23 protein-coding genes are annotated in these 26,732 nt (G+C 75.0%); 20 read left to right on the top strand and 3 right to left on the bottom strand.

Annotated features, from left to right (window positions below; translation table 11 throughout):
- The first annotated feature begins 6 nt into the window (after positions 1-6).
- From DEJ43_RS29350 to DEJ43_RS29275, 16 genes are all read left to right on the top strand, one after another.
- Complete coding sequence (locus tag DEJ43_RS29350; protein ID WP_051026198.1) at positions 7-2,112, top strand: ATP-binding protein; 2,106 nt, start codon at positions 7-9, stop codon at positions 2,110-2,112.
- A gap of 236 nt (positions 2,113-2,348) precedes the next feature.
- Positions 2,349-3,902 carry a phage tail sheath family protein gene (locus tag DEJ43_RS29345; protein WP_015037029.1) on the top strand — a complete coding sequence of 518 codons (1,554 nt, stop codon included), beginning with the start codon at positions 2,349-2,351 and terminating at the stop codon, positions 3,900-3,902.
- A 35-nt stretch (positions 3,903-3,937) separates the two neighbouring features.
- Positions 3,938-4,378: a phage tail protein gene (locus DEJ43_RS29340; protein WP_015037028.1), complete on the top strand. Its 441-nt coding sequence runs from the start codon at positions 3,938-3,940 to the stop codon at positions 4,376-4,378.
- Complete coding sequence (locus DEJ43_RS29335; RefSeq protein WP_015037027.1) at positions 4,375-4,869, top strand: zinc-ribbon domain-containing protein; 495 nt, start codon at positions 4,375-4,377, stop codon at positions 4,867-4,869. The genes DEJ43_RS29340 and DEJ43_RS29335 overlap by 4 nt, the downstream gene beginning before the upstream one ends.
- A complete protein-coding gene (locus tag DEJ43_RS37625) occupies positions 4,866-5,024 on the top strand; it encodes a DUF6760 family protein (RefSeq protein ID WP_015037026.1) in 159 nt (52 codons plus the stop codon). The genes DEJ43_RS29335 and DEJ43_RS37625 overlap by 4 nt, the downstream gene beginning before the upstream one ends.
- A gap of 4 nt (positions 5,025-5,028) precedes the next feature.
- Positions 5,029-8,148, top strand: a complete 3,120-nt coding sequence (locus tag DEJ43_RS38630) for a hypothetical protein (RefSeq protein WP_071892231.1) — start codon at positions 5,029-5,031, stop codon at positions 8,146-8,148.
- A gap of 69 nt (positions 8,149-8,217) precedes the next feature.
- The gene (locus tag DEJ43_RS29325) at positions 8,218-8,643 is read left to right on the top strand and encodes a phage tail protein (RefSeq protein WP_015037024.1); all 426 of its coding nucleotides are present in this window, start codon (positions 8,218-8,220) and stop codon (positions 8,641-8,643) included.
- A 106-nt stretch (positions 8,644-8,749) separates the two neighbouring features.
- Positions 8,750-9,472 carry a CIS tube protein gene (locus tag DEJ43_RS29320; RefSeq protein WP_015037023.1) on the top strand — a complete coding sequence of 241 codons (723 nt, stop codon included), beginning with the start codon at positions 8,750-8,752 and terminating at the stop codon, positions 9,470-9,472.
- Entirely contained in the window at positions 9,469-11,286 is a 1,818-nt protein-coding gene (locus tag DEJ43_RS29315) for a VgrG-related protein (protein WP_015037022.1), read from the top strand. Before DEJ43_RS29320 ends, DEJ43_RS29315 begins: the two co-directional genes overlap by 4 nt.
- 11 nt (positions 11,287-11,297) lie before the next feature.
- Positions 11,298-11,615 (top strand): PAAR domain-containing protein, encoded by a 318-nt coding sequence (locus tag DEJ43_RS29310; protein WP_015037021.1) that lies wholly within the window; start codon positions 11,298-11,300, stop codon positions 11,613-11,615.
- The gene (locus DEJ43_RS29305) at positions 11,615-12,037 is read left to right on the top strand and encodes a GPW/gp25 family protein (protein ID WP_015037020.1); all 423 of its coding nucleotides are present in this window, start codon (positions 11,615-11,617) and stop codon (positions 12,035-12,037) included. The genes DEJ43_RS29310 and DEJ43_RS29305 overlap by 1 nt, the downstream gene beginning before the upstream one ends.
- Positions 12,037-13,998, top strand: a complete 1,962-nt coding sequence (locus DEJ43_RS29300; protein ID WP_015037019.1) for a putative baseplate assembly protein — start codon at positions 12,037-12,039, stop codon at positions 13,996-13,998. The genes DEJ43_RS29305 and DEJ43_RS29300 overlap by 1 nt, the downstream gene beginning before the upstream one ends.
- Complete coding sequence (locus DEJ43_RS29295; RefSeq protein WP_015037018.1) at positions 13,995-14,573, top strand: phage tail protein; 579 nt, start codon at positions 13,995-13,997, stop codon at positions 14,571-14,573. The genes DEJ43_RS29300 and DEJ43_RS29295 overlap by 4 nt, the downstream gene beginning before the upstream one ends.
- Before the next feature lie 1,030 nt (positions 14,574-15,603).
- Complete coding sequence (locus DEJ43_RS29285; RefSeq protein ID WP_181399509.1) at positions 15,604-16,305, top strand: zinc ribbon domain-containing protein; 702 nt, start codon at positions 15,604-15,606, stop codon at positions 16,303-16,305.
- Between the two features lie 110 nt (positions 16,306-16,415).
- Positions 16,416-17,816 carry an MbnB/TglH/ChrH family RiPP precursor modification enzyme gene (locus tag DEJ43_RS29280; RefSeq protein WP_015037016.1) on the top strand — a complete coding sequence of 467 codons (1,401 nt, stop codon included), beginning with the start codon at positions 16,416-16,418 and terminating at the stop codon, positions 17,814-17,816.
- A gap of 7 nt (positions 17,817-17,823) precedes the next feature.
- Complete coding sequence (locus tag DEJ43_RS29275) at positions 17,824-18,870, top strand: TIGR04222 domain-containing membrane protein (protein WP_041664326.1); 1,047 nt, start codon at positions 17,824-17,826, stop codon at positions 18,868-18,870.
- Between the two features lie 194 nt (positions 18,871-19,064).
- Here the strand turns inward: DEJ43_RS29275 and hemQ are convergent, their stop codons facing one another.
- Both hemQ and hemG read right to left on the bottom strand, forming a co-directional pair.
- On the bottom strand, positions 19,065-19,778 hold the full coding sequence (hemQ, locus tag DEJ43_RS29270; RefSeq protein WP_041663021.1) for a hydrogen peroxide-dependent heme synthase: 714 nt from the start codon (positions 19,776-19,778) through the stop codon (positions 19,065-19,067).
- A 17-nt stretch (positions 19,779-19,795) separates the two neighbouring features.
- Positions 19,796-21,295: a protoporphyrinogen oxidase gene (gene hemG, locus DEJ43_RS29265; protein WP_015037013.1), complete on the bottom strand. Its 1,500-nt coding sequence runs from the start codon at positions 21,293-21,295 to the stop codon at positions 19,796-19,798.
- Between the two features lie 135 nt (positions 21,296-21,430).
- Between hemG and DEJ43_RS29260 the strand changes: the two genes are divergently transcribed.
- Entirely contained in the window at positions 21,431-22,444 is a 1,014-nt protein-coding gene (locus tag DEJ43_RS29260; RefSeq protein ID WP_051025953.1) for a DUF4349 domain-containing protein, read from the top strand.
- Between the two features lie 9 nt (positions 22,445-22,453).
- Entirely contained in the window at positions 22,454-23,827 is a 1,374-nt protein-coding gene (locus DEJ43_RS29255) for an FAD-dependent oxidoreductase (RefSeq protein WP_015037011.1), read from the top strand.
- Positions 23,828-23,921: 94 nt separating this feature from the next.
- Here DEJ43_RS29255 and hemE read toward each other — a convergent pair whose 3' ends face one another.
- Positions 23,922-24,998, bottom strand: coding sequence for a uroporphyrinogen decarboxylase (gene hemE / locus DEJ43_RS29250; RefSeq protein ID WP_015037010.1), 1,077 nt, complete (start codon positions 24,996-24,998; stop codon positions 23,922-23,924).
- Positions 24,999-25,089: 91 nt separating this feature from the next.
- On the opposite strand from hemE, the gene DEJ43_RS29245 reads away from it, so the two are divergent.
- Positions 25,090-25,791, top strand: coding sequence for a DUF3000 domain-containing protein (locus tag DEJ43_RS29245; RefSeq protein ID WP_041663020.1), 702 nt, complete (start codon positions 25,090-25,092; stop codon positions 25,789-25,791).
- Between the two features lie 238 nt (positions 25,792-26,029).
- Positions 26,030-26,695, top strand: a complete 666-nt coding sequence (locus DEJ43_RS29240; protein ID WP_015037008.1) for a response regulator transcription factor — start codon at positions 26,030-26,032, stop codon at positions 26,693-26,695.
- The last annotated feature ends 37 nt before the right edge of the window (positions 26,696-26,732 follow it).

The following is a 26,732-nucleotide window of genomic DNA, read 5'->3' as shown; positions in this document are numbered from 1 at the left end:
GCGCGGCTGCGGGCCGTCGAGGAGCGGGTGCGGCTGGCCGTGGCCCGGCGGCGGGCCGGCGATCCCGACCCCGACGACCCCTACCGGGGGCAGTACCTCAGCCCCGAGGCGGCCGGGCGGCTCCTCGACGCCCCGGACGGGCCGCTCCTGTCCGTACTCCCGGCGGCCGAGGCCCCGCCCGGTTCGCCGCTGCACGTGCTCGCCGCCCGCTTCGGGCTCGACCCGCTCGACGTGGACCTGCTCCTGGTCGCCCTGGCACCGGACCTGGACACCCGCTTCGAGCAGCTCTACGGATACCTCAACGACGATCTGACGCGCCGCCGGCCCACGGTCGGGCTCGCCCTCGAACTGTGCGGCCGCTCCGGGGCGTCGGCCGCGCGCTTCCGGCTCTCCCCCACGGCTCCGCTCGTCGCGGGCGGCCTGCTGGAGGTGGCCGAGCCCGAACGGCCGCCGCTGTCACGCCTGTTGGTCGTTCCGGACCGGGTCACCGCCCACCTGCTCGGTGACACCTCGCCCGAACCGAGGCTCGCCGGAGTGCTCCGCGAGGCCGCCGAAGACCCGGCCGTGGACCCGGCCGAACGGGACCGGGCCGCCGCCGCGATCAGCCACGGCACGGGACGCGGCACCGGATACGGAAGCGGGCACGGCACAGATCACGGCCCAGGCCACGGCCCCGGCCACGGCCCCGGCCCCAGCCACGGCACCGCCCACGTCCACCTGCGGGCCCGGGGCGGTGACCCCGAGGGCCTCGCCGTCGCCGCGCTCCGCGCGGGCGGCCGGCGGGTCCTCGCCCTGGACCCGGCCGTCCTCGGCCGGGACGCCCTGGACGTGCCCGCACTCGCCCGCGCCACGGCCAGGGAGGCCCGCCTGGTGGGCGCCGGGGTGCTGCTCGGCCCACTGGAGGAGCTGCCCGACAAACCCGGCGAGCGGACCCGGCTGCTTCGCGCGCTCAGCGCGGAGCTGCGCGGCATCCCCCTGTTCACGTACGGGACGAGCGGCTGGGAGCCCGGCTGGGCGGCCGACACGCCCGTCACGCTGACCGTGGCGGCCGCCTCGCCCGACCGACAGGCGGCGCGCTGGCGGCACGCCCTGGAGCGCGAGGAACCCGACCGGGACGGCGCGGTCGACGGGCTCGCCCGGTCCGTGGCGGCGCACCGGCTCGACGCGGGGCAGCTGCGGCGCGCCGCGGGGGCCGCCGTGCGCACGGCGGCGCTCGACGGCCGGCCGGTCTCGCCGGAGGACCTGCGGTCCGCCGTGCGGGCCCAGAACGGCGCGGGCCTCGCCCGGCTCGCCCGCCGGGTGGAGCCGGCGGTGGGCTGGGACGATCTGGTGCTCCCCGAGACCACCCACCGGGGTCTGCGGGAGCTCGCGGTACGGGCCCGGCACCGCGACCAGGTGCTCGGGCAGTGGGGCATGCGGCCCGGCGGCGGGCGCGGGCGCGGGGTGATCGCCCTGTTCGCGGGGCCTTCCGGGACCGGCAAGACGATGTCGGCCGAGGTCGTGGCCGCCGACCTGGGCATGGATCTGTACGTGGTCGACCTGTCCACGGTCGTCGACAAGTACGTCGGCGAGACCGAGAAGAACCTGGAACGGATCTTCACGGAGGCCTCGGCCGTCAACGCGGTGCTGTTGTTCGACGAGGCCGACGCGATCTTCGGGAAGCGCTCCGAGGTGAAGGACGCCCAGGACCGGCACGCCAACGTCGAGTCCGCCTATCTGCTCCAGCGGATGGAGTCCTTCGACGGCATCGCCGTCCTGACGACCAATCTGCGGGCCAACCTGGACGAGGCGTTCACCCGGCGCCTGGACGTGATCGCGGACTTCCCGGTGCCCGACGCCGCCCAGCGGCTCGCGCTGTGGGAGCGGTGTCTGGGCGACCGACTGCCCCGGGCGGACGACCTCGATCTGGGCTTCTGCGCCGACCGGTTCGAGCTGGCCGGCGGTTCGATCCGGGCCTGCGCGGTGACCGCCGCGTACGACGCGGCCGCGGCGGGTGCCCCCCTGGCCATGGAGCAGCTGGTGACGGCGGTCGCCCAGGAGTACCGCAAGCTCGGCCGCCTGGTCCTGGAGGGCGAGTTCGGACCGTATCTGCCGCAGGTCACGCGCCCCTGAGCCGTACCCGAACCGTGCCCGTACGGCAGTGCGGCCGTACCTGCGCCGTCCCGGACCTGCCCGCTGCCTGGGAGGTCCGGCGGCGGGCGACCAGGAGGGCAGCGCCCGTGCCCCCGGCCAGGTCCGTGCGCCCCTGCCGCCGACCCGCGGCCACCGGAAAGGCTGGAGCGACCTGAGCGCGACGCGGCGATCCGCCGCCGCCACCCGGCGCAGCGCAGCGACACGAAGGAGCGAGCATGCCGACGTACCTCACCCCGGGCGTGTACGTGGAGGAGGTGCAGTCCGGTGCTCGGCCGATCGAAGGGGTCGGCACCGCCGTCGCCGCGTTCGTCGGCTTCGCCCAGACCGGCCCGTTCCACGAGCCGACGCTGGTCACCAGCTGGGACCAGTACACCCAGAACTTCGGCGGCTTCACCGAGGGCACCTACCTGCCCCACGCGGTGTACGGGTACTTCGCCAACGGCGGCGGCGCCGCGTACATCGTCCGCATCGGCGGAACCGCGCAGAGCGGCGCCGCGAGCGCCGGGCCCGCGGGCGCCGGTGCCGCGCGGCCGGTCGAGCTCGGCGGCGGCTTCCTCGCCGCGGTCAAGCCCGGCGTCACCGGCGTCACGGTCGAGATCGCCGACGCCGACGGGGAGAACCCGCCCGAGGACCGCTTCAAGCTGCTGGTCCGTCAGGGCGACCGGGTGGTCGAGACGTACGAGGCGTCGACCCGCAAGAACGTCAAGGGCTACCTCGTCAACCAGACGCGGGCGTCGAAGCTCATCGAGGTCACCGAGCAGCGCGACGCCACCCAGACCCGTCCCGCGGCCCTCAGCGTGGCCCTGCCGGACGCGGCACCGGTCGTGCCCGCGCAGGCCGGCCGCGACGGCGTGGCCCGGCTCGACCCGGCCGAGTACGTCGGCGACGCGGGCGCCCGCACCGGCTTCGCCGGCCTGGAGACCATCGACGAGATCACCATGGTCGCCGTCCCGGACCTGATGAGCGCCCACCAGCGCGGCGACATCGACGCCGAGGGCGTGCGGACCGTGCAGCTCGCGGTCATCTCGCACTGCGAGCAGATGGGCGACCGGGTCGCCGTCCTGGACACCCCGCCCGGGCTCTCCGCGCAGCAGGTGCGCAACTGGCGTCAGGACGAGGCGGGTTACGACTCCCGCTTCGCCACCCTGTACTACCCGTGGGTGAAGGTCTTCGACCCGGCCGCCGGGCGCAACGCGCTCGTCCCGCCGAGCGGTCACATCGCCGGCGTGTGGGCGCGCAGCGACGCCGAGCGCGGGGTGCACAAGGCGCCCGCCAACGAGGTGATCCGCGGCGCGGTCGACCTGGAACTGCGGCTGAGCAAGGGCGAGCAGGACCTGCTCAACCCGATCGGCGTGAACTGCGTACGTGCCTTCCCGGGCCGTGGCATCCGCATCTGGGGCGCCCGCACCCTCTCGTCCGACCCGGCCTGGCGCTACCTGAACGTGCGCCGCCTGTTCAACTACCTGGAGGAGTCCATCCTCCTGGGCACCCAGTGGGTGGTGTTCGAGCCGAACGACGACCGGCTCTGGTCGAGCATCCGGCGCAACGTCACCGCGTTCCTCACGGAGGAGTGGCGCCGTGGCGCGCTGTTCGGCCGGACGGCGGCGGAGGCGTTCTACGTCAAGTGCGACCGGGAGAACAACCCGCAGGAGTCCATCGACCAGGGCCGTGTGGTCTGCGAGATCGGCGTGTCGCCGGTCAAGCCCGCCGAGTTCGTGGTGTTCCGGCTCGCCCAGTTCTCCGACAGCACCAGCCTCGTCGACGAGTGACCCACGGATCCGCAAGGAAAGGTTGACAGACACACATGGCAACGGGAGACGCTCTTTCCACCCACATCTTCGGCGTGCAGCTCGGTGGTTACCTGGTCGAATCGATCCAGGAGATCAGCGGGTTCACCGTCGAGGAGGACGTCGTCGAGATCAAGCAGGTCACCTCGGACGGCAAGCAGATCATCCGCAAGCAGCCGGGCGCCCGGCAGGCCGGCGAGATCACGATCACGCGGGGACTCGACCAGAGCAGCGAGTTCACCAAGTGGATCAAGGAGACCCTGAACAACGGGGCCGTGAACTCCGCCCGGCAGAACCTCACGATCGAGATCAAGGACACCGAGGGCAACACGGTCCGCCGCATCCAGCTGATGCAGGGCTGGGCCTCCAAGTGGGAGGGCCCGTCCCTCAAGGCCGGCGACTCGTCCCCGGCCACCGAGTCCGTCACGATCGTGTTCGAGGAGATCGTCGTCGAATGAGGCGCCGTACGGTGACGGCGGGCAACCTGGAGGACCTCCTCCAGGTCACAGCGCCCGCCCCGGCGCCGGAGGAGGCGGCGGCCGGCCCGGCCGCCGCCCCGCCGCGCCGAGAGGACCACGGCCTGCGCACCGAGTTCGAGTTCGAGCTGCCGCGCGGGTACGTCGACGACGCGGGCAACGTGCACCGGCACGGCTCGATGCGGCTGGCCACCGCCCGCGACGAGCTGCGCCCGCAGATCGACCTGCGGGTCAAGGAGAACCCGGCGTACCTGAGCGTGGTGCTGCTCAGCCAGGTGATCACCCGGCTCGGCGACATCACCGACGTGCACGCCGGGATCGTGGAGCGGATGTACGCGACCGACGTCGCGTTCCTCCAGGACTTCTACCGGCGCGTCAACAGCGAGGGCCACACCCGCGCGGCGGTCACCTGCCCGCACTGCGAGGGCGGCTTCGAGGTCGACCTCTCCGGTGGGCGCCTGGGGGAATCGTGACGTACGCGCTCCCCCGGCTCCGGGAGGAGATCGCGTACATCGCGTACCACTTCCATTGGCGGCGCGACGAGATCCTGGACCTGACGCACGGCGAACGCCAGGACTGGGTCGCCGAGATCGCGCGCATCAACACCCGTATGAACGAAGGCGGTTGAACAGATGGCATGGCGGGACAGGCTGCGCCGGCGCGCCGCCGTGCCGGACGCCGTGACGCCTTCCGACGACCCGGCCGGGCTCACGCCCGGCACCGCCGGGCCGGGCGCCGCATCGTCCGGCCCGGCGCCCGGCTCCGGCGTACCCGGCGACTGGGACGGCGGCTGGCGCATGACCACACCGGCCAGGCTGACCGTGTCCCGCGCGCCGATGAGCGTCAGCGACGGGCTCGTCTTCCGGTCGCGCCTCGCGGCCTGGCGCGACCCGTCGTTCGACACCGGTCTCGCCCATGCCCTGCTGCCGACCGCCCCGACCGGCGTCGTACGCGGCGTGACGCGCCCCGCCACCGCCGGGCCCGCCCCGCACAGCGCCGGCGGTCCGCTGCTGCTGCGCGCGGTCCGGCAGAACGAACAGAACGAGGAGGCGGGCGCGACCGGGGCGACGGAACGGCCGGGCCCCTCGGGGCCGGTACGGCCGGCACCGCCGGTGCAACGGTCGGCGGCGGGCACGCCGACGGCCGCGCCGTCCACGCCTGTCGTCCGCACGGCGGCGACCGGAGCCCCTGGCGGCTCCGCCGGTCCGGTCGTCGCGCGGGCCGAGGCCCGTGGGGGTACGGCCGGGAACCCGGGCGCGGGCAAGGCACCGACGCCCGCTTCGGCGCCGGCGACGGTGTCGGGCGAGGCCGGTCCGACCGCCGGGGAGACCCGTACGGGCGACCTCGCCTCCCGCCCCTCCTCGCCGGTGCTCGGCACGCCCGCTCCCGCCGTGCAGCGGGCCGCGACGGCCGACGGCGGCCCCGTGCCGCCCGCCGCGCCTGTACGGACGCCGACACCCCCGAACTTCCCGCTGATCCGCCGTATCGCGGTGATCCCGGACTCGGCCCTGGCGGCCGCGCCAGGGGGTACCCCGGCCGGACGCACCCCGCCGGTACAGCGGGCGAAGGCGGGCAACACCTCCATGGGCGCCCCCGCCATGCCCTCGTCGGGGGCCACGCCGCCGGTACGCACCTCCCCGCCCGGGCCCGCCGGTGCGCCCGCGCAGCGGGCCTCGGCAACTCCTGCGGGAGGCTCCGCCGCCGACACCGGGGCCGCCGCCGAGGCGCCGCCCGCCGTCGTCCGGCCCCGGGCCGTCGGCAGGTCGCTGACCGTCGCCCGGGTGCCCGCCGTAGCCCGGCGCCGGGTCTCCGTCGTGACGCCCCCCGCCGCCCCCGCCGCCCCTTCCGCCCAGCCCGCCCAGAGCTCTCCGAGCACCCGGCCCGCTCCGGACTCGCCCGTCCAGCGTGCCCCCGGCCGGGCGCCGCTCGGCGCGCCCCTCACCGAACTGCCTTCCACCGCAAAGCCGTTGAGCCATGGTCCGGCGGTGGCGCCCGGCACCTCCCCCGCCCCGGCCATGCCCGTGATCCAGCGCCAGGCGGAGCCCTCGGCGGACGGCGGTGGGCCGGCGCCGTCCCCACAGTCCGGCACCGCGAGCGAGACGACCCGCCGTGGGCCGGGCCGGCCGACGCCCCGGGTACGCACCGGGCTCGGCGCGCCCATGGCCGCCCTGCCGCCGAGCGCCGCCCCGGCCACGCCCCCGTCGTCCCGGCCCGGAGCCGCGCGCCCCGCGTCCGCCGCCGACGGCCGGAGTACGCCGCCGTCCCCGGGCCCGTCCCAGCCGTCCGCCCAGACGCCGCTGCTCGGGACGGACAGCGTCCAGCGCCGTACCGACGGAGCCCCCGCCGCGCCCGCCGACAGCCGGAGTACGCCGCCCTCTTCGGGCCCGTCCCAGCCGTCCGCCCACGCGCCGCTGCTCGGGACGGACAGCGTCCAGCGCCGTACCGACGGAGCTGCCGCCGCGCCCGGCACCGGGCCCACCGGACCCACCGGGCCGGTCGTCCAGCGCGCCACCACCGCACCCGGAGTCCCGGCACCCCAGCACCCGACGCCCCCGACCGGCCCCGCCCCCACCGGCACGCCGTCGGCTGTCCAGCCCCAGGGACCCACCCCCGTCCGGCCCGCGCCGGGCACCGGACCCACCGGACCGACCGGACCCACCGGCCCGGTCGTCCAGCGCGCCTCCACCGCACCCGGACTCCCGGCACCCCAGCACCCGACGCCCTCGGCTGCCCAGCCCCAGGCACCCCTCCACCCCGCACCCACCCCGGTCCGGCCCGAACCCGTCCCCGCGCCCTCCGTGCCCGTCGGCGCTCCCCCGGTCGTCCAGCGGTCCGCCACCTCCCCGGAGCTGCCGACGTCCCCCACCCCGGCGCCGCACCACTCGGCCCGGGCCCAGGCCTCCCCCGGCTCCCCGGCGCGTGCCCGCGCTTCGGTGCCGCCGCTCGTCGTCGCCCGTGCCGTCCCCGGCCGGAGCGTGGCCTCCCGCCCCGTCTCCGACGGCGGCTCGGCCGTCCCGCCCCGTACGCGCAAGCTGCTCGCCTCGCGGCCCGTGACGCTCGGCACCCAGGACCTCGGCGGCCCGGCCGCTCCCGCCCCGCGCCCGGCAGGCCGCCCGGTGGTCGCGGCACGCTGGCCAGGATCGCCGCAGGTCCAGCGCGCGTCCGAGGGCGCCCCCGCGGCGCCCGCGCCGACCCCCGCCCGTACCGCCGGCGCCCCGCCCGTGGCCCCCGGTCACGCCGTACGCCCCACGTCGCGCCCCGGGCCACCGGCGTCCGGACCGCGTCCCGCGAACGGCCTCCCCACGGCGTACGCGTCGTCACCCGGGGCTCCCGCCCCGGTCGTCGCTCCCCTCCCGGTGACCCGCCCGCAGACCGCGCCGCTCATGGTGCAGTCCGCCCCGGCCATGCCGTCCGCGCGGCCGCCCGTCCCCGTCGTACGGCCCGGATCACCCGCTCAGGCCCCGCCGCCCCCGGTGGGGACCGCCGCTCCGGTGCAACGGGCCACGGGCGGCAGCGGCGGGCCGGCTGCCGCCCCCCGCGCCGGCCGGCCCACGCCCCCACCGGCGACCGCCACCGGGACCACGTCCTCGGGCCGTTCCAAGCGGGCCGGCGACGGCGTGCCGCCCGGTGGGCCCGACCTCGATCTGGACGAGCTGGCCCGGCGGCTGCTCGACCCCGTCGCCCGGCTGCTGCGCACCGAGCTGCGGCGCGGCCGGGAACGCGCGGGCAGGCCCTTCGACGGACGCCGCTGACCCCCTGGGCGGGGTGAGGGCCGGACGCACGAGAACGAGACGGACGAACGAGAGACGGACCACGGACCCATGACCGACAACATCTTCGCGACCAGCGTGTTCTTCCGCCTGGCGATCGGCGGAAACGACCTGGGCGCCTTCCACACCTGCTCGGGCATGGGCGCCGAGGTCGAGATGGAGACCTACGCGGAAGGCGGCAACAACGGCTTCACCTGGCAACTGCCGGGCCGCGTGACCTGGTCGAACATCACCCTCACCCGGCCCGTCACGGCGGACACGGCGAAGATCGGCCGCTGGCTGGACGAGACGCTGCGGCGGGTGGAACCGAAGGACGGCGAGATCGTCGCGCTGCGGCCCGACCTGAGCCGGATCATCAGCTGGCAGGTGTTCGGCATTGTCCCGGTGCGCTGGCAGGGGCCGTCCTTCGACCCCGCCAACTCCCAGGCGGCGGTGGAGACCCTGGAGATCGCCCACGCGGGACTCGTCCCCTCCTGACCCGCCTCCACCGCCCCACGGCCGCCCCACGGCCGCTCCCGCATCCGCCACCTCCTCCTCGTCCTCACCTCAACTCGTCCCGCCGCTCCGGAAGGGAGTCCACGGCATGGCCTCATCGGCACGCGCCAGCCGCGCCCGGGCCCAGCTCACCCTCAAGGAGCCGCCGGCCTCGGTCGGGGCCAAGCCCGGCGGGACGCTCGCCCGGCTCGACCTCCAGTTCAACCCGTCGACCCTGCAGTTGAGCAAGAGCACCGAGTGGCGGCGTACGCCCTCCCGGATGGCCGGGCAGTCGGCGCTGCCCGAGTTCGTCGGCAGCGGTCCGCGCACGCTGAGCCTCGAAGTCTTCCTCGACGCGACCGCCAAGCACGACAACTCGGTGGAACAGGCGGTGGAGAAGCTGATGAAGGCCTGCGTGCCGACCCCCGCCAGCCTGGGGCGGAAGAAGCCGGCCAGCCCCTGGGTGCGGTTCGAGTGGGGCAGCGCGCGGACGACCTCGTTCGACGGGGTGCTGTCGAGCCTCTCGGTCTCGTACACGCTGTTCGACGTGGACGGGAAGCCGCTGCGGGCCACCTGTTCGCTCTCCATCGAGGAGGCGAGCGTCGATCCGGCCGGCCAGAACCCGACGTCCGGCGCCCGGACCGCCCGCAGCACGCACACCGTGGTCGCGGGCGACAGCCTGGCGATGCTGGCCTGGCACGAGTACGGCGACGCGACGGCCTGGCGGGTCATCGCCGAGGCCAACGGCATCGACGACCCGATGGCGCTCGTCCCCGGCACCGAGCTCGTGGTGCCGGGGATGCGCGACGCGGAAGGCGAGGAGGACCGATGAGTTCGGGCGAATCCGGAGGCCGGTCGTTCGCGGCCGACCCGATCGTCGAGGCGCCCGGCGAGCTGCCGCAGATCTGGGCGGCGCAGCTGGTGAGTTGTGTGGTCGACGAGAACGTGGGCCTGCCGGACACGGCGGTGCTCACCTACCGCGACCCCGACCACGAGTTCCTCACCGCGACGGGCATCACGATCGGCACTCCGCTGCGGGTGTCGGTGGTGACCGTGAAGGGGCAGGCGCGGGAGCGGCTGTTCAACGGCGAGGTGACGGCGCTCGAGATCGACCGCGACCGCACGGGCTCCTTCACGGTGGTCCGCGCCTACTCCAAGGCGCACCGCCTGCAGCGGGGCCGCAAGGTGGTGGCGTACCGGAACATGACGGCCGCCGCGATCGTCCGCAAGGTCGCGGCCGGTGCCGGACTGACCGTGGGGAAGGTGGAGGCGGCGCCGGTCACGTACCAGCAGCTGTCGCAGGCGAACGTCTCCGACTGGGACTTCCTGCAGTACCTGGCGGGCGAGAGCGGCGCCCAGGTGCGGGTCGACGACAAGGGGGTGCTCCAGTTCACCAGGCCGACGAAGGCGTCCGGGGCGCCGGCCCCTTCGACGTCGGCGACGCGCGATCCGATGGTGCTGGAGTACGGGCGGAACCTGCTGGCGCTGCGGGCCGCGCTGTCGACGGCGGACGGTGCCTCGAAGGTGCAGGTGCGCGGCTGGGACGTGACGACCAAGCGGCCGCTGGTGGCCGATCAGCCGTCGGTGGTCAGCGACACGGTCGTGCCGGGTCTGAGTCCGGGCCTCGCGGCGAAGTTCGGCACGGCGACGGTGGCCGTCACGGACACCCCGTACCGTACGCAGGCCGAGACGACGGCGGTCGCGAAGGCGGTGGCCGACCAGGTCGGCGCGGGCTTCGGAGAGCTGGAGGCGGTGGCCGAGGGCAATCCGATGCTGCGGGCGGGCAAGCCGGTGGCGCTCGGGAACGTCGGGCAGGCGTTCTCGGGCCGGTACACGGCGACGGCCGTGCAGCACGTCCTGGAGCCGGTCGGCGGCTACCGCACCACCGTGTGGGTCAGCGCGAGCCCGGACCGCTCCCTGACCGGCCTGGTGACCGGTGCCAACGCGCCGGGGCGCGGACCGCGCATGCCCGGTCTCGCGATCGGCGTGGTGACGGACGTGCGCGAGCCGAACGGCTCCCAACGCGGCGCGGTGCGGCTGAAGTTCCCCTGGCTGGACGACACGTACGTCACCGACTGGGTCCGTACCGTCCAGTGGGGCGGCAAGGGCGGCGGTGGCGTGGTGAGCCCCGAGGTCAACGACGAGGTGCTGGTCGGCTTCGAACAGGGCCTGCTCGACAGCCCGTACGTCATCGGCGGGCTGTACAACGGCGTCGACCAGCCCTCGCCGCACGACGTGCCGCTGATCGACAAGACCAGCGGCAAGGTCAACCGCCGCTCGGTGGCGTCGCGTTCGGGCCACCGGGTGGAGCTGCTCGACGCTCCGGCGCCCGGCCCGTCCGGGCTGCGCCTTGTGACCGGGGACGAGCGCCTCGAAGTGACGATGGACGACCGCAAGGACCGGATCGAGCTCACCGTGTACGCGGGCAGGAACAGACCGTTGACCTCGGTGCTCCTGGACAGGGACGGCATCACGCTGGACGCCGGCCGGGGCACCGTGAAGGTGACCGGCCGCCAGGTCGACATCGACGGCACGGCCGGGGTCAGCATCGGCGGCCGGTCGGTGCAGGTGTCGGGAACGTCCGACGTCACCGTCGACGGCGGCCTGCTCGGCGTCCTCAAGGCCCGACTCATCCGGATCAACTAAGGAGCCCCCTGATGCCAGCCGCAGCCCGTACCGGCGACCCGACCAACCACGGCGGCCGGATCGCGACCCCGCCGCCCGGCGCCGCCGCGAAGGTGGCGACCGTGCTGATCGGCGGCCTCCCCGCCGCCGTCGTGGGCAGCCTGCACGTCTGCGTGGTGCCGCCGCACGCCGCCCTGGGTCCCGGCAACGTGATCATCCCCAACCCGGCCGGGCTCGCCTCGGGCCCGGTGCTCATCGGCGGGCTGCCCGCCGCGAAGGCCCGCGACCAGACGACGTGCGGCGCGATGATCGTGTCCGGGGCCATGAACGTCCAGATCGGGGGCGTGTGATGAGCGAACGCTTCATCGGACGCGGCTGGGCGTTCCCCCTGCGGGTCGGCCCCACCGGCGGGATCGCCATGGTCGAGCGGGAGCGCGAACTGGAGGAGGCCATCCGGCTGATCCTCGGCACCGCGCCCGGCGAACGGCCCATGCGGCCCGAGTTCGGCTGCGGCATCCACGAGTACGTCTTCGCGCCCGGCGACGGCGACACCGCCGGCCGGGTCTCGCAGCACGTGCGCGAGGCACTGGAGCGGTGGGAGCCGAGGATCGCGGTGGACGAGGTCGCCGTGGCCTTCGACACCGTGGACGAAGGCACCCTCTACATCGACGTGCACTACACGGTGCGCACCACCAACGACCGGCGCAACCTGGTCTTCCCCTTCTACACGATCCCCTCCGAGGAGGGGGCCGAGGAAATGGTCGCGGACTGATGGCCCTGCCCTCCCCCAACCTGGACGACCGACGGTTCCAGCAGCTCGTCGACGAGGCGAAGCGGTACGTGCAGCAGCGCGCGCCCGAGTGGACCGACCACAACGTCTCCGACCCGGGCGTCACGCTGATCGAGACGTTCGCCTACCTCGTGGACCAGCTGCTGTACCGGCTGAACCGGGTCCCGGACAAGAACTACCTGGCGTTCCTCGACCTGTTGGGCATCCAGCTGTTCCCGCCGTCGGCGGCCGCCGCCGAGGTCGACTTCTGGCTGTCGGCCCCGCAGCCCGAGCCGGTGGCACTGCCCGCGGGCACCGAGGTGACGACCGCTGCCGGCGAGACCGAGGAAGCCGTGGTCTTCGCCACCGCCGAGGAACTCCGCATCCTGCCCAGCGAGTTGACCCGGCTGGTGACGGCGCCGCACGGCGGTGAGCAGACCGACATGACCGGCCGGCTCGCCGAGGGCCGGGACATCCCCTGCTTCCAGGCCGCGCCCGCGCCCGGCGACGCGCTGCTGTTCGGCCTGCCCACGGCGGTGCCGCGCTGCATCGTCGCGGTGCGCCTCGACAGCCGTGTCCAGGGCGTCGGCGTCGACCCGCGCCAGCCCCCGCTGGTGTGGGAGGCCTGGGACGGCGGTCAGTGGCGGCGCTGCGAGACCGGCACCGACAGCACCGGCGGTCTGAACAAGCCGGGCGAGGTCGTGGTGTACGTCCCCGCCGGGCACACCGCCTCGGTGATCGGCGGGACCCGCGCGGGCTGGCTGCGCTGCCGGGTCGTCGAGGCGGAGCCCGGCCAGCCGTTCTACTCGGAGTCGCCCACCGTGCGCGAGGCCGCCGTCTTCACCGTGGGCGGCACGATGACCGTGGAGCACGCCGAGACGGTGACCGACGTGCCGCTCGGCGCGTCGGAGGGCGTGGCCGGGCAGACCTTCCGGCTCGGCCGGCCGCCCGTGCTGCTCGACGGGGAACCGCCGGTGGTGGAGGTGTCCTCGCCGGAGGGCTGGCAGCGCTGGACCGTGGTGGACCACTTCGGCCGCTCGGGACCCGACGACCGGCACGTGCGCGTCGACGCCACCACCGGCGAGTTCCTTTTCCCGCCGGTGGTGCGCGAGGCCGACGGGACGCTGCGCGCCTGCGGCGCCGTACCGCCCAAGGGCTCCCAGATCCGGGTGAGCCGCTACCGCACCGGCGGCGGCCCGGCGGGCAACGTCGCCCGGGGCGCCATCTCCGTGCTGCGCAGCTCCGTCCCGTACGTCGCCCAGGTGACCAACCGGGAGGCGGCGCGCGGCGGGGTGGCGGGCGAGACGATCGACAACGCCAAGCTGCGGGCCCCGGAGACCCTGCGCATGCAGGAGCGCGCGGTGACCGCCGAGGACTACGAGATCATCGCCCGGCAGGCGGCGCCGTCCGTGCGCCGGGTCCGCTGTCTGCCCGCCGCCGACGGCGGGCCGGGCGCGGTGCGGGTCCTGGTGGTGCCGGACGCGGTGGCCGACGAGGGCGACCGGCTCCGCTTCGAGCAGCTGATCCCCTCCGAGCAGGTGCTGCGGACCATCACCACGACCCTCGACGAACGCCGGCTGATCGGCACCCGCCTCGTCGTCGAACCGCCCGTCTACCAGGGTGTCACCGTCGTCGCCCGGCTCTCCGCCCCCGCCGCGGACGCCGACCGGGTGCGGGACGCGGCGCTCGCCGCGCTGTTCCGGCACCTCAACCCGCTGCACGGCGGACACGAGGGCGCCGGCTGGCCGTTCGGGCGGCCCGTGCAGTACGGCGAGGTCTTCGGCGTCCTGCAACGCGCCGTCGGGGACGTCCTGGTGGAGGAGATCCGGATGTTCGCCGCCGACCCCATCACGGGCCGCCGCGGCGCCCCCGTCGACCGGATCGACATCGGCCCGGGCACCCTGGTCTTCTCGTACCAGCACCAGGTCGTCGTGACGGCCTCGGACACGGAGGGACTCGGATGAGCCGGGCCGCCGTCCCCGGCCTGCCGAGCCGGTACCCGATCGGCGAGCAGCTGCCCGCGCTGTACGCCGACGACGACTTCGCCCAGCGGTTCACGGCGGGCCTCGACACGGTCCTGGCCCCGGTGTTCGCGACGCTGGACAACCTCCCGGCCTACCTGGACCCGCGGGTCACACCGGCCGACTTCCTGTCCTGGCTCGCGACCTGGGTCGGCGGCGTCGACGACCCGCGGTGGCCGCTCGAACTGCGCCGCGAGGCGGTGGCCCGCGCGGTGGAGCTCCACCGGTGGCGGGGCACCCGGCGCGGCCTGGTCGAGGCGCTGAGCCTGATCCTCGGGGTGTACGCCGAGGTCAGCGGCGACGGTGGGGCGAGCTGGTCCGCCACGGCGGGGGGCGCACCGGCCCCCGCCGTGGCCGACGAGGTCCTGGTCCGGGTGTGGGCGCACCGCGAGGCGGTGAACGCGGATCGGGTCCGGGCGCTGGTCCGCACCCTGTGCCCGGTCCACACGGTGTGCCGGGTCGAGGTCGTGCCGGGGCCGCCCCCGGCCGAGGCGAACGGAGGTGACGGCGGTGCGTGAGTGTCCCGTGTGCGGGGCGTCCAACGGCCCCACGGACGACTTCTGCGGCAACTGCGGCTCGTACCTGGGCTGGTCGGACTCGGGCCCGTCGCCGACCGGGCCGGGGCCCGCCGCCGGTACGACCCCGGGCGCCGACGACCCGGCGACGCCGTCGGAGCCGACCCCGCCGCCCGAGGCGGGCACCCCGGAGCCGACCCCGCCCCCTGAGACCGCAGCCCCGGCCGGCCGGCGTTCCCGCCGCGCGAACCGAACGCCTCCGGCCCAGCAGATTCCGCAGACGCCTCCGGCCCCTCATGCATCTCCGGCCCGGGAGACACCTGCGGCCCGGCAGACTCCGCCGGCACCGCAGAACCCACCGGCCCCGCAGGCATCTCCGGCCCGGGAGACCCCGGCAGCCCGGGAAACCTCTGCGGCAGGGGAGACACCTGCGGCACGGCAGACATCCCCGGCCCGGGAGACCCCTGCGGCGCGGCAGACTCCGGCGGCACCGCAGACATCTCCGGCCCAGCAGACTCCGCCGGCACCGCGGACGCCTCCGGCCCGCCAGACTCCCTCCGCACCACAGAACCCACCGACCCCCCAGGCATCTCCGGCCCGCCAGACTCCCTCTGCACCGCAGAACCCACCGACCTCCCCGGCATCTCCGGGCCGGGAAACCCCGGCGGCCCCCCAGGCATCTCCGGCCCGGCAGGCTCCGCCTGCGCCGCAGACGCCTCCTGCCCCGCAGGCCCCACCGGCGCCCCGGACGCCTCCGGAGCCCGCCACCGCTCCTCCGTCGCCGACCAGGCCGGCCGCTGCGAACTTCCCGGCGCCCGCCGCCCCGCCGACCCCGACCCCGACCCCGACCGCCGAGGAGTCCACTCCCGCACCCACCGCCCCCCGGGCGCCCGCCGCTCCCCCGCCGACCCGGCCGGCCCCGCCCGCCCCCGCGCCGAGGGCGCCCGCCGCGGACGACTCCCCGGCGCCCGTCCTCCCGGGGAAGGCCGTCGCACCGCGGCCGGTCGTCCGGCCCACCGTCGTGGACGACGACGTGGCCGGCGTGCCGTGCCCCGCCTGCGGCACGCCCAACCCGCCGGACCGCCGGTTCTGCCGCCGCTGCGCGGCGCCGCTGACTCCCGCCTCCGCACCGGCGCCGCTGCCCTGGTGGCGGACGATCTGGCCGTTCCGCCGCCGGACCCGGGCGGGGTCGGGGCGGCTGACGCGCTTCCTGGTGGTCCTGGTCGTCGTCCTCGCCCTGTGCGCCGGCGGCTTCCTGCTGCTGCCCGCCGGACGGCATCTGATCGAGGACACCCGGGACAAGCTCGGCAAGGCCAAGGCGGTGACGCCGACCGGTGTCACGGCGAGCGCCGAGGTGCCCGGGCATCCGGCGCGGGACAGCATGGACGGGCTCAGCAACCGCTACTGGGGCTCGCCCGGCGCCGGCGCCGCCGTCACGTACACCTTCGCCAAACCGTTCCGCCTGGTCGACGTGATCATCACCAACGGTCCCTCACCCGCGCCGGAGAAGTACGCCCTCCAGGGACGGGCCCTGCAAATCGAGATGACGGTGACGTCGAAGGACGGCGAGACCGTCGTCAAGAAGTTCTCGCTGAGCGACAAGGCCGGACCGCAGACGTTCCCGACCGGGATCAGCGACGTGACGTCGATCCGGCTGACCCTCGACGGGCCGGCCGGCCTGGCCCGGGGCCGCCACCTCGCGCTCGCGGAGGTGGAGTTCTTCCAGCGCGGCTGACGGACGCCGCGCCCGGAACCTCAAATGAAGCTCTGAACGTCCCCCTTCCGGGGTTCGAACGCTCCCGCCGGGGCCATCAGGTGGGTGACTGAGGACCGAAGGAGGGGGACATGACGGAACTCGGCATCGGCATCGGCTGGCGTCCCGAGATCGCTGACGCGGTGGAGGGACTGTCCGGCATCGACTGGGTGGAGGTCGTCGCGGAGAACATCTGCGCCGACCACCTGCCCGATTCCCTGACCCGGCTGCGCGAGCGCGGCGTCACGGTCGTCCCGCACGGCGTGTCGCTGGGGCTCGGGGGCGCCGACCGCCCCGACCCGGCGCGGCTCGCCGCGCTCGGCGAGAAGGCGGTGGCGCTCGGCGCGCCGCTGGTGACGGAGCACATCGCGTTCGTGCGGGCCGGGGGGCCGCTCACGGCGACCCCGCAGCTCGAAGCGGGCCATCTGCTCCCCGTGCCCCGGACGCGGGACGCGCTCGACGTGCTCTGCGAGAACGTGCGGATCGCGCAGGACGCGCTGCCCGTGCCGCTGGCCCTGGAGAACATCGCGGCCCTGATCGCCTGGCCGGGCGAGGAGATGTCCGAGGGCCGTTTCCTGGCGGAGCTGGTGGAGCGTACGGGGGTACGGCTCCTCATCGACGTCGCCAATCTGCACACGAACCACGTCAACCGGGGCGAGGACCCGGCGCGGGCGCTCTCCGAGCTGCCGGTGGAGTCGATCGCGTACGTCCACGTGGCGGGCGGTGTGGAACGGGACGGCGTCTGGCACGACACCCACGCGCATCCGGTGCCGCCCGCGGTCCTCGGCATCCTGTCGGACCTGACGTCCCGGGTGACCCCGCCGGGCGTCCTCCTGGAACGGGACGACGACTTCCCGCCGCAGGACGAACTGGCGAGGGAGCTGCGGGCGATCAGGGCCGCGAGCACCGCCGTGGGCACGCGTTCCGCCGGGGCGGCGGGGGTGGGCTCCGCCCATCGGCACGGGGCCCGTCCGTCGCGGCCCGCGCCGGCGGGTCAGCTCCTCATCGGCGCGGGCGCCCGGGTCTCCGGCGGCCCGATGCCGGCCGCGCCCGCGGCGGCCGTACCGGAGGCCGCGCCACGAGCGGGCGCCCGCCAGCGCCTGGCGGTGGACCAAGCGGCGCTCCTGTCCGCGCTGGTCGCCGGCACCCCCGCCCCGGAAGGCTTCGACAGCCGTCGCCTCGGCGTGCAGGCGAGGGCGCTGGCGGCCAAGCGGGCCGGGGTGGTCGCCAAGGTCGCGCCGGAGCTGCCGGAGATCCTGGGCAAGGGCTATCGGCCGGCGTTCCTCGCGTACGCCAGGTCCCGCCCCATGTCCGGCGGTTACCGCCGCGACGCGCTCGACTTCGCCGAGCACCTGCTCGTCGCCGGGCGGCCGGAGGACGCGATGGCGCGGCGCCGGCTGACGGAGTGGTGGCAGGACCGTTCCGGCAGCCGTCCGCCGGGCCGTGCCACCCGGCTGGTACGTGCCGCCCGCCACGCACTCGTACGGAGATGAGGTGCCCGTGAACGTCCTGGTCACGCTCTACTACCTGGCCGGTGTCACCGGCATGGTCCTGCTCGTCGTCCGGGTCGTCCGGACCCGCCGGGGGTCCGGCGGCCCCGTCCACGACCGGTACGAGGTCGCGTTCGTCAACGGCGGCCCGGCCAGGGTCGTGGACAGCGCCCTCGCCGCCCTCCAGGCGGACGGCAGGCTGGTGGTCGGCGGCCCCGGCATCGTGGCCGTCGTCCGCCCCACCGCGTACGACCCGGTGGAGCGCGCCGTGCTGGAAGCGCACGCCGTCGCCCCGCACGGGGCCCTGCACCACCTGCGGCTCGCGGTGATGCGGCATCCGGCGGTGCAGGAGATCGGCGAGGGGCTCGCGGCGCGCGGGCTCGTCGTCCCCCCGCCGGTCCGGCGGACCACGGCGCGGTGGTGTGCCGCGCTCGTCCTGACGGCGTTCGCGCTCTTCCCGGTGTCGATCGTCCTCACGGCGGTGGACTACGCCACCGACCCGGAGGCGTCGGTGCCGTTCATCGTGAAGGTGCTGCCGGTGCTGTTCGGGTGCCTGCTCACCGCCATCCTCTGCGGGTCGCTCGCGGGCGGGCAGGTCACCCCGGCCGGCCGGAGCGCGGTCTCCGCGTTCGGGCGGGGGCACGCCCACCTCGCGGACGCGGGCCTGCTCGTCGCCCTGTACGGACTGCGGGCGCTGCCCGACGCGGTGTTGAGGGAGCAGCTGGTCGCGGCGGCCAGGATGTCCGGGCCGGTCCGGCGGCCGGGTCGGGGCCGCGGGCGTCCGGTGCGGTACGGCTCCGCGACCGACGCCGCGGCGGACGCGGCGGCCGAGTTCGGAGCGGCCGTCGTGTGGTGCGCGGGGGCGAGCTCGTGCGGAGGCGGAGGCGGAGGCGGCGGAAGTTCGTGCGGAGGCGGAAGTTCCTGCTCCGGCGGAAGCTCCTGCTCCGGCGGAGGCTCCAGCTGCGGCGGGGGCGGCAGCTCGTGCTCGAGCTCGAGCTCCAGCTCGTGCTCAAGCTCCAGTTCCAGCGGGAGTTCGTGTTCGAGCTCCAGCAGCTGACCTGCCGCGGAAGTCGGGGACGGGGCCCCGGAGATGACGCCGGTGCGGCGCGCGTGAACCGCGCGCCGCACCCGGTGCCGGACCCGGTGTCGCTGGAACGGCGGGCGAACGTTCCCGCCCGCCGTCTGATCTTCCGGGTCAAGGGTGACGCGCCCGGCCGGAAGCCGGGCGCGCCACCAGGTCTCGTACGACCGTCAGGCCAGGCCCGCCACCAGGTCGGCGACGCTCTTGCGGCGACCGGTGTAGAACGGGACCTCCTCGCGGACGTGCATCCGCGCCTCGGAGGCGCGCAGGTGGCGCATGAGGTCCACGATGCGGTGCAGCTCGTCGGCCTCGAAGGCGAGGAGCCACTCGTAGTCGCCGAGGGAGAAGGAGGCGACCGTGTTGGCGCGGACGTCCGGGTAGCCGCGGGCCATCTTGCCGTGGTCGGCGAGCATCCGGCGGCGGTCCTCGTCCGGCAGCAGGTACCAGTCGTAGGAGCGCACGAAGGGGTAGACCGAGACGTAGTCGCGCGGGTTCTCGTCGGCCAGGAAGGCCGGGATGTGCGACTTGTTGAACTCGGCGGGGCGGTGCAGCGCCATGTTCGACCAGACCGGTTCGAGGGCGCGGCCCAGCTTGGTGCGGCGGAAGAGGTTGTACGCCTCCTGGAGCTCGTCGCTCGTCTCGGCGTGCCACCAGATCATCACGTCGGCATCGGCGCGCAGACCGGACAGGTCGTACGTGCCGCGGATGGTGATGTCCTTGGCCGCGAGCTGGTCGAACAGCTCCTGGACCTCGTCGGCGTAGCCGCCGCGGTCCTCGGGGAGAACGTCGCGCAGCTTGAAGACGGACCACAGGGTGTAGCGGATGACCTCGTTGAGGTCCTTCGCCTTCTTACCGGCGTTCGGGATCTTTTCGGGCGCACTCATACGCCTATTCTCGCCCGTCACAGGGAGTGCCCCGCACCGGGGTCGCCCGTTTTCGACGTGGCGATGATCTCCTCGCCCCGCCGCCGCGCCAGCTCCCCCGCGATCTCGTCCGCCGCACGGTGCGCCGAGGAGATGCAGGCGGGGATGCCGACGCCGTCGTACGCGGCGCCCGCGAGCCGCAGTCCGGGGAGGGCGGCGACGCCCGCGCGGATGCGGGCGACGCGGTCGAGGTGGCCGACCGGGTACTGGGGCAGCCCGCCGATCCAGCGGGTGACCGTGCTCGCCACCGGGTGTGCGGCGAGTCCGGTGGCGGCGGCGAGGTCCTTGAGGGAGGCGGCGACGAGGTCGGAGTCCTCGCGGTGGACCTGCTCCTCCTCTCCGTGCCGGCCGACGGAGGTGCGCAGCACGAACAGGCCGGGGGCTCCGTCGGAGACCCAGCGCCACTTCTGCGAGGAGAACGTGGAGGCCTTGACGGTGTGTCCGTCGACGGGCGGCACCAGGAAGCCGGAGCCGGCCAGCTCGGGCATGTCGGAGCGGCGGAAGGCGAGGGTGACCAGCGCCATGGAGGCGTAGTCGATCGCGTCGAGCTCGGCCCCGGCGGCCGGGGCGTGGCCGCCGACGAGCGCGGCGGCGACGCCGGCGGGGGTGGCGAGGACGACGGCGTCGGCGTCGAACGTCCGGTGCCGGGTGACGACCTGCCAGCCGGTGGCGCCGGAACGGACCAGCGTCTGCACGGGCACGCCGGTGAGGACCTCGCCGCCGGCGGTGCGGACGGCGTCGGCGACCGCGCCGGGGAGCGTGCCGATGCCGCCCTCGATGCCGAGGAAGACGGAGCCGCCGAGGCCGTTGGCGGCGCCCGCCGCGTCGGCGGGGGTGGCGGCGCCGGCCCGCTGGACGGCGTGGACGGCGGCGGTGAGCGTGGGGTGGGCCCGGGCGGCCTCGAAGAGGGCGGGGACGGCGGCCTTCATCGAGATGCGGTGGGCGTCGCCCGCGTACACCCCGCCGAGGAGGGGTTCGACGAGCCGGTCGACGACCTCGTGGCCCATGCGCGCGGCGACGTACGCGCCGATGGCGATGTCGTCGCCGATCTCGGTGGGCGGCAGCTCCAGGTCGCCGCCGATGCGCCGCACGCCCTCGGCGGACAGGAGCCCCTCGACGGCCTCGGGGGTGCCGGGGACGCCCATGACGTGTCCCTTGGGCATCGGGACGAGCTCGCCGCGGGACCAGACGGACGCGGTGGTGGTGGCCGGGGCCTGGAGGCGGTCGCCGAGGCCGACGGCCCGGGCGAGGGAGACGGCCTCGGGGCGGCGGGCGAGCAGGGACTCGGCGCCGAGGTCCACGGGGGCGCCGGCGATCTCCCCGGCGAGGAGCTTGCCGCCGAGCCGGTCGTCGGCTTCGAGGAGGGTCACCCGGTGGCCGGCGTGGGCCAGCCGGTGGGCGGCCGCGAGTCCGGCGATCCCGCCTCCGACGACGACGACATGAGGCACGGCGTGCTGTCCCGTGGTGTCCGCGTTCATGGGACCACTCTCTCAAATCGCCCACGCGTCCCGTTCCGAGGCCTGACCGTGACCGCATCGCTACCGTCGGAGGGCAACCCGTCCGGTGGGCCGGTACGTCGAACCGGCGACACCTACCACCCCTGGGGGGACGCGATGCGGAGATCACGTACGACGGCGGGAACACGGACGGCGGCGGGCGCCGCGCTGCTCACGGCCGCGCTGGTCCTCACCGGTTGCGGCGCGGGCGCCGGCGACGCGGGGACGGACGCCAAGCGGGACCTGAGCGCGGCGGCGCCCGCGGACGCCAAGGGCGCGGCGGAGCGGGGCGCCGCCGACGGCTACGCGGGATCGGGTGCCGAGAAGGCCCCGTCCGCGCCCTCGAAGGCCCCCGCGCAGCAGCACGTCATCCGTACGGCCTCGCTCTCGGTGGAGGTCGGCGATGTGACGAAGGCGCTGGTCACGGCCCGCGATGTGACGGCGCGCGCGGGTGGGCGGGTCGAGAACGAGTCGACGGAGCGGCTCGACGACGGGTACGTGGTCTCCCGCGTCGTGCTGCGGGTGCCGCAGGAGCGTTACGACTCCGTCCTCTCCGAACTGGCCGGAACGGGGAAGCTCTTGGCCCGCAAGGCCGACGCCAAGGACGTCACCGAGCAGGTGGTGGACGTGGAGAGCCGGATCGCCACCCAGCGCGCGAGCGTGGCGCGGGTGCGGGCCCTGATGGAGCGGGCCGAGAAGCTGACCGACGTGGTGACCCTGGAGGGCGAACTCAGCCGCCGCCAGGCGGACCTGGAGTCGCTGCTGGCCCAGCAGTCCTCCCTGAGGGACAAGACGTCCCTGGCGACGATCACCCTGGAGCTGTCGCAGAAGGAGAAGCCGCCGGCGGAGAACGAGGAGGAGGGCCGCCCCGGTTTCGGTGACGCCCTGAGCGGCGGCTGGAACGCCCTGGTCGGCGCGGTCTCCTGGGCCGTCGTCGTGCTCGCGGCCCTGGCGCCGTGGCTGGCCGTGGCCCTGATCGGCTACCTCGTGTGGCGCCACGTCGTCCGCCCCCGCCGCGCCAGGCGCGCGGACGCCCGCCCGGAGGCCCTGCCGGAGCCCCCGCCCGCCGTCCCCGCCGCCCGCCGCAACGCCGCGGGAGCCCCCGTACCCCCGGAGACGCCCGAGAAGTAGCGTCGTCCTATGACGGAACGACTGGTGGTCATCGGGGGCGACGCGGCGGGGATGTCCGCCGCGTCGCAGGCGCGCAGGCTCAAGGGGCCGGAGGAGCTGGAGATCGTCGCGTTCGAGCGGGGGCACTTCTCCTCGTACTCGGCCTGCGGCATCCCGTACTGGGTCGGTGGCGACGTCGCCGGCCGCGACGAGCTGATCGCGCGCTCCCCCGAGGAGCACCGGGCGCGCGCCATCGACCTGCGGATGCGGACGGAGGTGACGGAGATCGACGTGCCCGGCCGGCGGGTCCTCGCCCGGGACCTGGAGGCGGGCACGGAGGCCTGGACGGGCTTCGACAAGCTGGTGATCGCGACGGGCGCCCGGCCCAGGCGGCCGGCGCTGCCGGGGATCGACGCGCCGGGGGTGCACGGGGTGCAGACCCTGGACGACGGGCAGGCGCTGCTGGACTCCCTCGAGGGAACTGGGGGGCGCCGGGCGGTCGTGGTCGGCGCCGGCTACATCGGGGTGGAGATGGCCGAGGCGCTCCTCAACCGTGGGTACGAGGTGACGCTGCTGCACCGGGGCGAGCAGCCGATGGCGACCCTGGACCCGGACATGGGCGCTCTGGTGCACCGGGCGCTGGACGGTCTGGGGATCACGACGGTCGCCTCGGCGGAGGTCACGAAGATCCTCACCGGCGAGGACGGCCGGGTCCGGGCGGTGGCGACGGACGACGCCGAGTACCCGGCGGACGTGGTGGTCCTCGGGATGGGCGTGGTGCCGGAGACCACGCTCGCCGGGGCGGCGGGGCTGCCCCTCGGGGTGTACGGCGGGCTGCTCACGGATCTGGCGATGCGGGTCCGGGGTCATGAGGACATCTGGGCGGGCGGCGACTGCGTGGAGGTCCTCGACCTGGTCGCGGGCCGGGAGCGGCACGTGCCGCTGGGGACGCACGCGAACAAGCACGGGCAGGTCATCGGGGCGAACGTCGGCGGCGACTACGCGACCTTCCCCGGGGTGGTGGGCACGGCCGTGTCGAAGGTGTGCGATCTGGAGATCGCCCGGACGGGGCTGCGGGAGAAGGACGCGCGGGAGGTGGGCCTGCGGTACGTGACGGTGACCGTGGAGTCCACGAGCCGGGCGGGCTACTACCCGGGGGCCGCGCCTATGACGGTGAAGATGCTGGCGGAGCGGCGTACGGGACGGCTGCTCGGCGTGCAGATCGTGGGCCGGGAGGGCGCGGGGAAGCGGGTGGACATCGCGGCGGTGGCGCTCACGGCGGGGATGACGGTGGAGGCGATGACGGCCCTCGACCTGGGGTACGCGCCGCCGTTCTCCCCGGTGTGGGATCCGGTGCTGATCGCGGCTCGCAAGGCGACGGCGGCGGTCCGCGCCGGGGGCTGACCGGCCGGCGCGGGACGGCGGCGGTACGGCGGGACGGCGCGACGGCCGCCGGGGTCTTCCCCGGCGGCCGTCGGAATGGGTCGACGCGCCGGCGTCAGACCGCGGTGCGCGTGTGCACGTACTCCACGAGGCGGGTCAGGGCGTCGGGGTCCATCGACGGCATGACGCCGTGGCCCAGGTTGAAGACGTGGCCCTCCAGGCCCTTCGCGGCGGCCAGGACCTCGTCGGTCTTGGCCTCGACGACCTCGCGCCCGGCGAACAGCACGGCCGGGTCGAGGTTGCCCTGGAGCGCCTTGCCGGGGCCGACGCGGCGGGCGGCCTCGTCGAGGGGGACGCGCCAGTCGACGCCGACGACGTCCGCCCCGGCCTCGCCCATGAGGCCGAGCAGCTCGCCCGTACCGACTCCGAAGTGGATGCGGGGGACGCCGTAGCCGGCGACGGCGTCGAAGACCTTGACGGAGGCCGGCATCACGGAGCGGCGGTAGTCGGCCGGGGCGAGGGCGCCGACCCAGGAGTCGAACAGTTGGACGGCGGAGGCGCCGGCCTCGATCTGCACCTTGAGGAAGGCGGAGGTGATCTCGGCGAGGCGGTCGAGCAGGTCGGCCCAGAGCTGCGGGTCGCCGTACATCATCGCCTTGGTGCGCTCGTGGCTGCGCGAGGGGCCGCCCTCGACGAGGTAGCTCGCGAGGGTGAAAGGCGCGCCGGCGAAGCCGATGAGCGGGGTGTCGCCCAGTTCCGCGGTGAGCATCCCGATGGCCTCGGTGACGTAGTGGACGTCGTCCGGGGTGAGGTCGCGCAGCCGGTCCAGGTCGGCGCGGGTGCGGATGGGGTCGGCGACGACCGGGCCGACGCCGGGCTTGATGTCGAGGTCGAGGCCGATGGCCTTGAGGGGGACGACGATGTCGCTGAAGTAGATCGCGGCGTCGACCTTGTGGCGGCGGACCGGCTGGAGGGTGATCTCGGTGACCAGCTCGGGCCGCATGCACGACTCGAGCATCGGGATGCCCTCGCGCACCTTGAGGTACTCGGGGAGGGAGCGCCCGGCCTGCCGCATGAACCAGACGGGGGTGTGCGGCACGGGTTCGCGCCGGCACGCCTTGAGGAACGCGGAGTCGTGCGTCCGCGACTGCTGCTTCGTCTGGTGGCCCGTCGGGCGTTCGTTGGCACTCACGCCCAGAATCTTCGCATGTGGCGGGAAGCCGCTCGTCCGGGGCGGGTGTCCCTCCCTGCAAGGAGGCCCCGTTCCGCCTACTCTTCCCCGCATGGCTGCGGCGCAGGGACATTTTTCCGATCATTCCGACGGCGATCGAGGGACGGGCGAAACGGCGGACAGTACGGAGACGAACCCGGTGCCACCGGCGTTCCGGCGGGCGGTGGAGGCGCTGCGTTCGGCGCGGCTGCGGCCCGAGATCGAGATCGACCCGACGAGGCCCCCGCAGCGCCTCGCCCCGTACGCGTACGCGGTGGAGGCGGCCGTCGTGGACGGCGAGGAGGACCTGGCGGACGGGCGGCTCGTGCTGCTGCACGATCCGGACGGCCACGAGGCCTGGAAGGGCACGTTCCGGCTGGTGACGCTGGTCCGGGCGGAGCTGGAGCCGGAGATGGCGGCGGATCCGCTGCTGCCGGAGGTGTGCTGGTCCTGGCTGACGGGGGCCCTGGAGGCCAGGGGGCTGCCGTACGGGGAGGCGAGCGGGACCGTGACGATGGCGGGCTCGCACTACTTCGGGGGGCTCGCGGAGCGCAGGCCGGCGACGCAGATCGAGATCCGGGCGTCCTGGACGCCGCGCGAGGGTCTGGGCGGGGTGCCGGACACGGGGGCGCATCTGGCGGCCTGGTGCGATCTGCTCTGTCAGATCGCGGGGCTGCCGCCGGCGCCGGCCGACGCGGGGACGGGTGCGGCGGGGACGGTGTCGGGCGCCGGTGTCGTCTCGTTGCCCCAGCGGCGGGGTCCGCAGCAGGCCTGAGGGGCTGTTTTCGGCCTGTTCCGGTGTCCCTCGTGGGGGTGACGGAGCGGGGGCCGCTCGTAGGATGATCGATCACGCGTCCGAATTGCCCTAATTGTTACTCACCAAATCGTGATCTTTCCCTAAAGGCGGGCGGCCCAGCTGCCGAAGGAGTCAGTGACCCCTTCACAGCACGGGTTCGCCCCCGGCTTCTTCCCCGAGCCGGCTCCGTCCCGCACCCTTCCCCCCAGGAGGCCTGGTGTCCGTTCTCCTCGAGCAGCCCGCAAGCCTGGTCGCCTACCGCCCGAACAAGCCGACGGCCATGGTCGTCGTGGCCGACCCGCGCGTCCGCTCCACCGTGACCCGCCACCTGTGGGCCCTCGGAGTACGCGACGTGATCGAGGCTTCTTCCATCGCGGAGGCACGTCCCCGCGTCGGCAACCCGCGCGACATCTGCGTTGCCGACGTCCACCTGCCCGACGGCAGCGGCCTGACCCTGCTGTCCGAGACCCGCGCCGCGGGCTGGCCCAACGGCCTCGCCCTCTCGGCGGCGGACGACATCGGCGCCGTGCGCAACGCCCTGGCGGGCGGCGTGAAGGGCTATGTCGTCACCGGCACCCGTACCAACATCGGCCACCCCACCCGACCCGGCGCCGCCCCCATCGGCGCCGCGGCCGCGCGGCTCGGCCACCGCCGCCCCCCGGGTGCCCCGAGCCACCCGGGCGGCTACCGCGAGCTCTCCGGCCGGGAGGTCGAGGTGCTCAGGCTCGTCGCGGAGGGCCAGTCGAACAAGGCGATCGGCGTCTCCATGGGCCTCTCGGCCCTCACCGTGAAGAGCCACCTCGCCCGGATCGCCCGCAAGCTGGGCACCGGCGACCGGGCCGGCATGGTCGCGGTGGCCCTGCGGACGGGGATCATCCACTGACGGACCGGCCGACGGAAAGCCGGCGCCTGTCGACGGA

The organism is Streptomyces venezuelae ATCC 10712, from assembly GCF_008639165.1.
Taxonomy (GTDB): domain Bacteria; phylum Actinomycetota; class Actinomycetes; order Streptomycetales; family Streptomycetaceae; genus Streptomyces; species Streptomyces venezuelae.
Note: the sequence above shows the minus strand (reverse complement) of the source record. Positions and strands in the feature narration are given on the sequence as shown.